This is a genomic window from Shewanella sp. S1-49-MNA-CIBAN-0167 (genome assembly GCF_040310145.1).
GTDB classification, from domain to species: Bacteria; Pseudomonadota; Gammaproteobacteria; order Enterobacterales; family Shewanellaceae; genus Shewanella; species Shewanella psychromarinicola.
Genome location: NZ_JBEOPO010000238.1, coordinates 1 through 276 on the forward strand (window position 1 = coordinate 1; position 276 = coordinate 276).

A 276-nucleotide genomic window follows, 5' to 3' on the forward strand; every position below is an offset into this window, starting at 1 on the left:
GTATTAGGCTTATCCATGAAGCAAGTGACGATGTCTATTGATGAAATTGATATCGATTTTTTCCGAAAATTTACCGATGACGTGACTGTAATCGTTAAAATGCAAGGATTAAAAGGTGGAAGACAATGGATTGATGATCGAACCATTCGTCTGCATAAACAAGGCAATACCTGGATTATTGTTGAGATACTACCCGAAAAAGGTCGTATTGAAGGTTAGTATTGAGTCAAAACAGATTACCAAAATTAGCTAATTTTAGTGTTTAATCATGATGGG

Annotated in this window: 1 pseudogene; it reads left to right on the forward strand. The window is 35.1% G+C overall.

From position 1 onward, the window contains the following. A pseudogene (locus tag AAEZ00_RS21150) lies at window positions 1-219 on the forward strand (hypothetical protein); the annotation flags it as partial. Window positions 220-276 lie beyond the last annotated feature (57 nt).